Genomic DNA, 11063 nt, shown 5'->3' on the forward strand with positions numbered 1-11063 from the left:
GCCGCGCCCGCGGCCGCCGCCGCGCCCGCCGCCGCACGCTCGGCCCAGGCCGAGACTTTGCACCGTCTGTTCGATGAGGAATGGGAGCGCGGCCTGCGCGAGAACCCCGAGAGCGCCAGCTACAACGGCGACAAGCGCTTCAACGACCGCTGGACCGACGTAAGTCTGGCCGCGATCCAGGCCCGCGCCGACGGCGACCGGCGCGCGCTGGAGCGGCTGCGCGCGATCGACCGCGCCGCGCTGTCGGCCGAGGACCAGCTCAACTACGACACCTTCGCCTGGGGCCTGGAACGCTCGGTGCAGCGCCAGCGTTTCCGCGAATACCTGATGCCGCTGAGCCAGCAGGGCGGGGTGCAGACCGCCGACGGCATCGTCGAAGGCCTGGCCTTCGACAGCGCCAAGGACTACCGCGACTGGCTGGCGCGGCTGCGCGCGGTGCCTGCGATGATCGAGCAGAACCAGGCGCTGATGCGCGAAGGCCTCAAGGCCGGGCTGACCCCGCCGCGGGTGCTGATGGAGCGGGTGCCGGCGCAGATCGCCAAGCAGGTCGTCGACGATCCGACCCGCAGCCCGTTCTACAAGCCGTTCGCGCGCTTCCCCGACAGCGTCCCGGCGGCCGAGCGCGCGCAGTTGCAGGACGAGGCCAAGCGGGTCATCGCCCAGACCGTGGTGCCGGCGTACCGCGGCTTCGGCGAATTCTTCCAGCGCGACTACCTGCCCAAGACCCGCGCCGGCATCGCCGTCAGCGACCTGCCCGACGGCAAGGCCTATTACGACTTCCTCGCCAGCTACTACACCACCACCGGCCTGAGCGCCGAGCAGATCCATCAGACCGGGCTCAAGGAAGTCGCGCGCATCCGCGCGCAGATGGAGAAGATCCGCGCCGAGGTCGGCTTCAAGGGCTCGCTGGCCGAGTTCTTCCACTACCTGCGCAGCGATCCCAAGTTCTTCTACAAGACCCCGGCCGAACTGCTCGAGGCCTACCAGGCCATGGCCAAGCGGATCGATCCGGAGCTGGTGAAGATCTCCAAGGTCATCCCGCGCCAGCCCTACGGCGTGCGCCCGATCCCGGACAACATCGCGCCCGACACCACCACTGCGTATTACCTCGCCGGCGCGGTCGACGGCAGCCGCGCGGGTTTCTACTACGTCAACCTGTACAAGCCCGAATCGCGGCCGAAGTGGGAAATGGTGCCGCTGTCGCTGCACGAGGCGGTGCCCGGCCATCACTTCCAGTTCGCCCGCGGTCTGGAGCTGCCGGACGCGCCGCTGTTCCGCCGCACCGGCTATTTCGTCGCCTACGGCGAAGGCTGGGGTCTGTACGCCGAGCGCCTGGGCTACGACATGGGCCTGTACGACGATCCCTACGACCGCATGGGCCAGCTGTCCTACGACATGTGGCGCGCGGTGCGGCTGGTGGTGGACACCGGCATGCACGCCAAGGGCTGGAGCCGCGAGCGCGCGATCAAATACTTCATGGACAACGCGCCCAAGACCGAACAGGACGTGGTCAACGAGATCGACCGCTACATCGGCACCCCGGGCCAGGCCCTGGCCTACAAGATCGGCCAGCTCAAGATCAGCGAATTGCGCGAGCGCTCGCGCCAGGCGCTGGGCGACAAGTTCGACCTGCGCGATTTCAACGACCAGGTGCTGGCGACCGGCTCGGTGCCGCTGAGCGTGCTGGAAGCGCGCATCGACGCCTGGATCGCGGCGCAACGCCGCGGTTGAGCGCGGCGGCGGCGCGGGTTCGCGCTGCGCCGCCGCAATCGCTGCCGGGCGGGCGACCGTTCGTCGGAGCCGCCGCGCAACGCGAGCGGCTCTGCGCACGCATGCGCAGTGCCGCTCGGCACAAAAAAACACAAATACGCCACGCAACTCCAATGCGTAGGGAGGGGCGTGGCCGCTGCTGTTTACGGGATTGAAGAACCAATCTTTTCAATTGGTTGAGCCGCTGATCTCCAGCGATATCTGATCCGGAATTCTGCGCGCGAACCTGCGCTTGCTGCACGCGATTCGTGCACATCGGCTGCTGTCCCGAAAGCCCTGTCGAGCGTCTGTTCGCCGTCGATCGGCGCACGCGCACGCCGGCGTTCTGTCGCATTCGATGGGACGGCTGTGCCTATGCTGAAAACCAGCCGCAACGCGCGGGCATCGGCCAGGGGCGATGCGCAGCGGGCGGCCGCAACGGCAAACAGATCGATCGGGGAATCGACAGCGGCCAGGGACCGGCGCGCAACACTGCAACGCCGGTTCGCGTCCGCACTGGGTCCGCACTAGGGACGGAGGACGACGGACATGATGCGCAAGATCGGATGGATCGCGTGCTTGGGGCTGGGGTGGGCGCTGTGGAGCGGCGCGGCGCGGGCGCAGATGCCCAATCCGGGCGCGGTCGCCGGATGCCCGGCCGACGCCATCGTCGCCGACGTGGTCGCCATCGACCATCCGATGGTGTTCAACCGCCTCGGCGCGCAGAACGTCAACTGGATGATGTACGCGCTGCGCCACGACCTGGTGGCGCCGGTCAAGCAGGCCGACGGCAGCACCCGCTGGCGGCCGCTGGATTACAGCCCGGAAGGGCAGAAGCTGTTCGACAAGGTGCGCGAGAAGAGCAGCAGCCGCGAGCTCGCGCTGCGCCCGGACCTGCGCCCGCGGCCGCTGGTGCTGCGCGTGCCCGCCGGGCGCTACCTCTATGTGCGCCTGACCAATCTGCTGGCGGTCTACGCCGCGCCGCCGAACACGACCACCGGCAATCCCTACAACTCCGACCCCAACCCGCTCGGCGCGCCGCATCCGATGAACCAGGCGGCCAAGGACGCGCCGGGGCTGTCGGCCGACGAGCGCATCTTCCACATCGACGACCAGGTGTTCAGCCGCAGCGTCGGCTTCCATCCGCAGGGGCTGGAACTGGTCGGCAGCGTCGTCAGCGACAGCTCCTACGCCGGCAGCAACAAGAACAGCCTGGCCGCGCCGAACGAGAGCCTGGACTACTGCTTCCGCGCACCGGCCGAGGGCGCGTTCCTGGTCAGCAACCCGGGCGCGGCGTTCGGCGGCGAAGGCAGCGCCGGCGACAGCGGCGTCGGCCTGTTCGGCGCGGTCGCGGTGCAGCCCAAGGGCGCCGCGTTCTATCGCGCCCAGGTCACCGAAGAGGAGCTGCGGCTGGCGACCCGCGCGGAAGGCACGACCGGGGCCGGGCAGCCGATCGTCGACTACGAAGCCAGGTATCCGGGTTGCGACGTCGGCGGCGTCTGGTGCGAGGAAGGCAAGGGCGGGCTGCCGGTGCTCAACATGCTCGACGGCAACCGCATCGTCCACGGCGACGTCAACGCCATCGTCATGAGCGCGACCGACAAGGACGGCCGCTTCGATCCCAAGACCTATCCGCTGGAGAGCGTGAACAAGCGCAATCCCAGCGTGCCCAACCGGCTCGAACCGTTCCGCGAGTTCGTCTCGATCTATCACGACGAGAACGCCGCCACCCAGGCGTTTCCGTACTTCTTCGAGCATCCCGAACTGGGCCACACCCTGCACGGCGTGCGCGATGCGTTCATGATCAACTACGGCTCGGCCGGGGTCGGCGCCGAGATCATCGCCAACCGGCTCAAGGCCGGGCCGATGCAGGACTGCATCGATTGCGCCTACGAGGAATTCTTCCTGTCCGCCTTCGCCGTCGGCGACGCGGCGATGCTGGTGGACAAGCCGGTCAACCTGCGCGTGGGCCGCTGCCAGCCGGAGTTCGTCGAGGCCAACCGGCGCCGCGAACTGGGCCAGTTCTACGACGCCTCGCACTACGAAGGCTTCCGCCGCGACTGCGTGTGGAACGACGACAAGCGCGAACCGCCGTTCGCCACCGCCGTTTACTACCCGCACGACCCGGCCAACGTCCACCACAGCTACATCGGCGACTTCGTCAAGTTCCGCAACATCCACGCCGGCAAGGAACAGCACATCTTCCACCTGCACAACCACCAGTGGCTGTTCAATCCCAACGACGATAACGCCAACTACATCGACGCCCAGGGCATCGGCCCGGGCTCGGGCTATACCTACGAGATCGCCTTCGGCGGCTCGGGCAACCGCAACAAGACCGTCGGCGACGCGATCTTCCACTGCCACTTCTACCCGCATTTCGCCCAGGGCATGTGGTACATGTGGCGCAACCACGATGTGTTCGAGGGCGGCACCCGGCTCAAGGTCAGCGACGCCGGCAAGGACGGCTTCCATGCCGAACCCTACGGCCTGCGCGACGGCACGCCGGCGCCCGGCGCGCGCGCCTTGCCCGACGGCGAGATCCTCGCCGGCGCGCCGATCCCGGCGGTGGTGCCGCTGCCCGGCAAGGCGCTGCCGCCGATGCCCGGGCGCGTGCACGTGGAACCCAAGCAGACCGGCCGGGGCTCCAAGGCGGTGCTGACCTTCCCGGAGAGCAAGCAACTGCTCAATCCCGGCTATCCGTTCTGGGTCGCCGGCGTGACCGAGCACTACGGCATTCCCGCGGCGATCGGCCATCGCCCGACCACGCCGCCGCTGGACATGGTCGACACCTTCGCCGACCCGGTCGCCGGCATCAAGACCGGCATGGGCGGCTTCGACGGCGGCCTGCCGCGGCATGCGCTGGCCGGGTACGTCGAGGGCGGCAAGGACGAGTCGGTGCTCGACCGGCTTTCGGCCAAGAAGCACATCAAGCTGGCCAAGCCGATCTATTTCGACGAGCGCGGCACCGATCTGGAGCAGGTGGCGATGCAGTTCCACGCCAGGCGCGCCCATCCGTCCTACCGCTACGACCGCGGCGGCAACGTCGCCGCCGCCGACTTCATCGTCAACGGCGCGCCGGCGGTGCCCGGCGCGCCCTACAACGAGCCGTGCATCGACGACCGCGGCCAGCGCCTGACCGCCGGCGGCGACGGCGCGTTCTTCGGCGGCAAGGCGCTGGACGCGATGATCTCGGTCAAGCAGTCGCTGCCCGGCGGAATCGAATTCGGCGCGACCAATCCGCGCGTGTACAAGGGCGCCAACATCCAGCTCGATGTGACCTTCAACAAGCTCGGCTACCACTATCCGCAGCAGCGCATCCTGTCGCTGTGGGAAGACGTGGCGCCGACCCTCGACGGCAAGCGCCCGCCCGAGCCGCTGGTGCTGCGCATGAACACCTTCGACTGCGCGATGTACCAGCACACCAATCTGGTGCCGAAGGATTTCTATGCCGACGACTACCAGATCACCACGCCGACCGACGTGATCGGCCAGCACATCCACCTGCCCAAGTGGGACCTGACCTCGGCCGACGGCAGCGCCAACGGCTGGAACTACGAGGACGGCACGTTCTCGCCGGGCGCGGTGCGCGAGCGCATCGCCGCGATCAACCATTGGAACGAGCTCGAGATCAAGGCCGGCCGTGCGCCGGTCGCGACCCTGGACGGCGGCGTGGAGCTGAGTCCGCGGCCGCATCCGTTCTTCGGCACCGCGCAGTTTCAGCGCGAGAACTGCGAGGCGCTTTGGAAGGAGGTCGGCGGCGACTTCGAGGAATTCGAGAAAAAGTACGGCGCCTACCCGCGCGTGTGCGACTGGCTCGGCGCGCGCACCACGCTGCAGCGCTGGTTCTCCGATCCGGTGGTCAACGCCGCCGGCGTCCACCGCGGCCTGGGCATCACCTTCACCCACGACCACCTCGGCCCGTCCACCCACCAGCAACTGGGCCTGTACGCGACCATGTTGACCGAGCCGCCGGGTTCGATGTGGTACCACAACGAAAGCGGCGCCCGGCTCTACGACACCGCCAGCCGCAAGGACGGCGGCCCGACCACCTGGCAGGCGATCATCACCGGCAAGGACCGCAAGCCGATCAACGTCGACGGCGACAAGCGCGACGATTCGCACCGCGAGTTCTTCCTCCAGTTCGGCGACTTCCAGCACGCCTACCTCAAGGGCAAGTACGTCGGCGTCGACAAGGCCGGCGTGCCCTACGAGTACGCGCCAGAGGCCAAGGCCGGCCCGGACAGCTACCTGCACGCGATCCATCCCTCGGTGCGCAAGCCGGTCGAGGCGGCAGCCGGCACGGTGGCCAAGGACATCTTCCAGTACGACCGCGATTGCCCCGGCGGCCCGCAGGCCAACAAACTGCCCGGCGCGGTGTACACGCGAGACCAGAAGCCGCCGCGGCCGTGCCCGGAGGCGATCTCGGCCGACGATGTCGGCATGATGGTGGTGAACTACCGCAACGAACCGCTGGCCGCGCGCGTCTACGACGACACCCGCGGCGTGCAGCACCGCGGCTTCGGCGGCGACCTCGCCTATGCCTTCCAGACCCGCACAGACCGCGCCATCGACGCGCTCAACACCGCCGGCGGCGACGCGCCCTACGCGCCGCTCACCCACGGGGTGCTCGCCGGCGATCCGTTCACGCCGATCCTGCGCACCTATTCGGGCGACCTGATCCGGGTCAAGGTGCAGGCCGGCTCGCACGAACACGAGCACAACGGCTCGATCAACGGCCTGGCCTGGCTGCAGGGCGGCTCGGGCTACGGCCAGGCGCCGCATTCGGGCTGGCGCAACGCGCAGAACACCGGCCTGTCGGAACAGTTCACCTTCGCCGCGCGCATCGTCGACTATGCCACCGCCAACAACCAGACCGACCGGCTGTACACCGTCGACAGCGGCCAGGACGGGCTGTGGAGCGGGGTGTGGGGCGTCCTGCGCAGCAGCAACCGGCGCGATCCCAAGGGCGCGAACGAGCTGCAGACGTTGCCGAGCAATCCGCGCCCGACCTTGCTGGCGACCCACCAGGGCAAGGTCGCGCTCAACGACTGTCCGCTCAAGGCGCCGGTGCGCAGCTACCACGTGGTCGCGGTGCGGGCCAACGAGGCGCTGGGCAATCCCTTGCAGGTGAAGATCCCCAACCCGTCCGGCGCCTCGCTCGACAGCGCCGGCGGCAGCCTGATCTACAACCCGCGCAACACCCGGATCACCTTGCAGGAGGTCGACGAGAACGACAAACCGACCGGCCGCCGCATCGACTACGGCGCCGGCCCGCTGCACGACCCGACCGCGGTGCTGCTGCTGCGCGAGGACGACGTGGCGGTGACGGTCGACCGCGACGGCTCGCTGCGCCACAGCCTGCGCGCCGGCCGTCCGCTGGAACCGCTGGTGCTGCGCGTCGCCGCCGGCGAGTGCGCCCAGATCGTGCTGCACAACCGCCTGCCGCGCGATGCCCGGGCGATGCCGGACCTGGACGGCTACACCTCGCTGTCGGGCATCGTCCGCCACGGCTTCGCCACCGCGACGCCGTCGCAGACCTCGTTCAACAACAACCGCATCCGCGCCTCCAACCACATCGGCCTGCATCCGCAGATGGTTCACTACGACGTGCAAAGCGGCGACGGCAGCGTGGTCGGCGTCAACAAGAACTCGCTGGTGCCGCCGGGGCGCAGCTATGTGTATCAGTGGTATGCCGGCGTGCTCGACGTCACCGCGGTGCAACACGTCTGGCCCGACACCAGTACGGCGGCGTGCGAGGTGACCTCCAAGCCCGACCTGCAGGTCTCCTGGGAATTGCTCAATCGTTTCCCGGGCAATCCGCGTCTTCGCCCGTTGGCCCAGCTCTACGATCAGGCATTGTTCGACGAGGCCAAGGACGGCATCTTCGCCCGCTTCACCACGGCCAGCGCCGGCCGTACCGGCAAGGCCGCGCCGACCGCGATCAATTCCGAAAGCAACCGCTTGCTCAATGCCGCCGCGGGCGATTGCATGAAAGTCGCCGGCAGCGTGAGAGAGCCCGAGGCCGGCTGGCCAGACAAGGACGAGCAAGTCGCCGACGCCGCGCCGCTGGGCGAGGACGAGGCCGTCGATGGCGTATTCGACCGCGCGCTCGAATTCGACAGCCGGCTGAAATGCGCGCAGGACGACAAGCGCAAAACCGAGTTCGCCAGCGCGATCGAGGACAGCGGCCTGGATCCGGAGCAGGCGAAGGTTTTCGCCGAAGCCTTGTCGGCCAGCTTCGTGTTCGAAGTCGAAGGCCTCGACGACGGCGTCACCGCCTCGCCGGCGCCGGACGGGCGCGCCGCGCGCACCGCGCTGGCGTGGCGCGATGCCAGTTATCCGCTGCTGGAGGCGGAAACCACCCGGCTGATCAAGCTGGCCGAGTCCTGCCGCTTCGTCCCGGTCGAATTCGGCGGCAGCAACCTGACCCCGCCGGACCGGATCAAGCAGGGCCAGAAGGCCGCGGTCGGCGCGTTGATCGTCGAGCCGCAGCGTGCGAGCTGGAGCGAGTACCACGACGACCGCGTCATCGACCGGCAGAACCCGGGGCCGAACCAGTCGAACCAGCGCGCCAGCCGCGCCACCGCGACGGTGAGCTATCCGGTCAATGTCGCCAACCTGGCCGGCAGCCGCACCGTGGCGCGCACGATGCGCGACTTCGCCATCGTCCACCAGAAGGCGCTGAACTTCCGCTACGCCGACGGCGCGCCGGTGGCCAACCTCGCCGCCGAGCGCGAGGACGCGCGCATGAGTCCGCTGCAGACCGCGCCCGAGGACGCCCAGGACGCCGGCCACATGGCGATCAACTACGGCAGCGAACCGCTGTGGTTCCGCTTCGGCCTGGCGCCCGACGCGCCGTTCGGCCGCGACGGCTTCGGCGGCGCCACCCAGGCCTGGCAGGCGTTCTCGAACGCGTGCTGCGGCAACGGCGGTTCGGTCGGCACCGCCACCGCCGCGGTCGGCCAGCCCTACGTGCCGATCATGACCGTCGCCGCCGGCATGGAAACGCGGCTGCGCGTGCTGATGCCCACCGGCATCGGCCGCGGCACCATCTTCAGCCTGCACGGGCATGTCTGGCCGCGCGATCCGTACCTGGCCGAAAAGGTCGACGACGCCGGCTATCCCAACGGCGGCGGTCCGGGCGAGTGGGGCATCGCCTCGCGCTGCATCGGCCGCAATGCCTTGCAGATGGAACTGGGCGGGCAGGAGAGCGTGACCGCGATGGCGCACTACGACGTGGCGCTGACCGCGGCCGGCGGCCGCGACGGCGTGGCCGGCGATTACCTGTGGCGCGACATGGGCGGCTTCGGCATCAGCAACGGGTTGTGGGGCATCGTGCGGGTGGTCGACGCGGGCCGGGTGCAGAAGCCGGCGCCGCTGCGGTCGTGGTGCCTGCAATGAGTCGGGCGCGCTACGTGCGCGACGGGTTTGGCGGCGCTTCGAACGGCGCCGCATCCGCCCGGCGCCTGGGTGCGGCGACGCGGTCGTGGGCGCTGTCCGCGTTCGCCGCGCCGCTGTGCATGGCGCTGTCGTTCGCGGCCGCCGCGGCGCAGGTCGAAGCCGCCGCGGCAACAGGCGCGAACGCCGCCGCACCGGTCTGTCTGGAGCGCAGCTTCGAACGCGAAGGCGTCGGCGTGCGTCTGCGCCTGACGCCGGCGTCGGCGCAGGCCGCCGCGGCGGCGCCGCGCGCCGGCGATCCGGTGCGGCTGGAGCTGCAATTGCGCCGGCTCGCCGACGGCCAGCCGCTGTCGAACCTGCCGCTCGGCGCCTGGCTCGATCACGAGGTCTCGGTCGCCTCCGGCGCGGTGCCGGCCTGCGGCCAGCGCGTCGCTTCGATCCTCGGCGGCGGGCTGATGCAGCGGCCGCTGCTGGACCTCACCGGTTACTACGTGTTGACGCTGGACGCCGAAGGCAGCGTCTCGGCGCTGGACCCGGCGGTGCGCTTCGCCGGCCGCTCCAGCCTGTACGCGGCGGTGCAACTGGGCGGGCGGCCGTTCGACTGGGCCAAGACCGGCGACGACCGTCTGCTCTACGTCGCCGTGCCCGAGCGGCGCGAGGTGGTGGCGATCGATCTGCAGGAGTTCGCGGTGCGCCAGCGCATCGCCGTGCGCGGCCGGCCGACCCGGCTCGCGTTGAGCCCGGACGGCCAGCAACTGTGGATCGCGCAACGCGGCGATGCCGGCGAAGCGGCGCCGCCCGCCAGCGGGACAGCGGCCGCGAACCCGCGCGTAGCCGCTGCCGTTCCGGCCCTGGGTTCCGCTGCGGATCCGGCCGCCGCAAACGTCGCCGCAAACTCCGCCGCCGACCCCGCCGAAGCCGAACGCGTCGACGTCTACGCCATCGCCGACGGCCGCATCGAAACCGGCTACCGCCTGCCGCCGGGCCACCACGAAATCGCCTTCAGCGACGACGGCCGCTACGCCTACGTCGGCAGCCGCGACAGCGGCCGGGTCAGCGTGATCGACAACGCCCAAGGCCGGCTCGCGCGCGAGGTCGAACTCGGCGGCCAGCCGCTGTCGCTGCTGTACCTGCCGGCGCAATCGCAGCTGTGGGTGGTCGACGGCGCGCAGGGCGCGATCCACCGGCTCGGCCGCGGCGGCGCGCAGATCGACCGCATCGTCCTGGAACCGGGCCTGGGCCCGGCGCGGCCGACGCCCGACGGCCGCCGCGTGCTCGCGCTCAATCCCGCCCAGCACCGCGTGCACGTGCTGGCCGCCGCCGACGGCGCGCTGCAGCGCAGCCTGACCGTGTCCGGCCGCCCCTACGACCTGTTCTTCACCCAGCGCTACGCCTACATCCGCCCGCTGGAGACCGGGCAGGTGGCGATGCTGAGCCTGGCCAGCCTGGAGCGCGAACCCACCTTGCAATACCTGCCGACCGGCGCGCAGGCGGTCGGCGCGTTCGCCGGATTGCCGGTGGCCTCGAGCATGAGCGAGAACATGGAGGGCGCCGGCGCGTTCTTCGCCGCGCCCGGCGAGCGCACGGTCTACCACTACATGGAAGGCATGAACGCGCCCGACAGCGGCATCCGCGCGTTCGGCCATACCCCGATGGCGGTGGCGATCAGCCGCCGCGGCCTGCGCGAGCACGGCCGCGGCCGCTACAGCGCGACCTTCAAGCTGCCCGCGCAGGGACGCATGGTGCTGGCGTTGGCCAGCGAATCGCCGCGGCTGCGCGAGTGCCTGGCCTGGAACGTCGAACCGGCGCCGCGCACCGCGGCGGCGCGGCCGTGGACGCTGCATTGGCTCGGCGCCGGCGAGCAGCGCGTGCGCCGCGGCGAAACCGCCGAGTTCGCGCTGAGCCTGCAGGCC

3 protein-coding genes are annotated in these 11063 nt (G+C 70.1%); all 3 read left to right on the plus strand.

Annotation, left to right across the window (positions count from 1 at the left end; genetic code table 11):
• Positions 1 to 1731 (plus strand): DUF885 domain-containing protein (locus A7A76_RS00490; RefSeq protein ID WP_206409348.1); only part of this gene is annotated, 1731 nt, incomplete at its 5' end.
• Positions 1732 to 2298: 567 nt separating this feature from the next.
• Entirely contained in the window at positions 2299 to 9153 is a 6855-nt protein-coding gene (locus tag A7A76_RS00495) for a hypothetical protein (RefSeq protein ID WP_206409349.1), read from the plus strand.
• Positions 9150 to 11063: YncE family protein (locus tag A7A76_RS00500; RefSeq protein WP_206409350.1), on the plus strand; the 1914-nt coding region annotated here is incomplete at its 3' end. The genes A7A76_RS00495 and A7A76_RS00500, both read left to right, overlap by 4 nt.

This window comes from Lysobacter enzymogenes (assembly GCF_017168095.1).
GTDB classification, from domain to species: domain Bacteria; phylum Pseudomonadota; class Gammaproteobacteria; order Xanthomonadales; family Xanthomonadaceae; genus Lysobacter; species Lysobacter enzymogenes_D.

Bases quoted from the DNA above. Each gene is read 5' to 3' on its own strand.
- A7A76_RS00495 (WP_206409349.1), top strand. From the start codon at position 2,299: ATGATGCGCAAGATCGGATGGATCGCGTGCTTGGGGCTGGGGTGGGCG.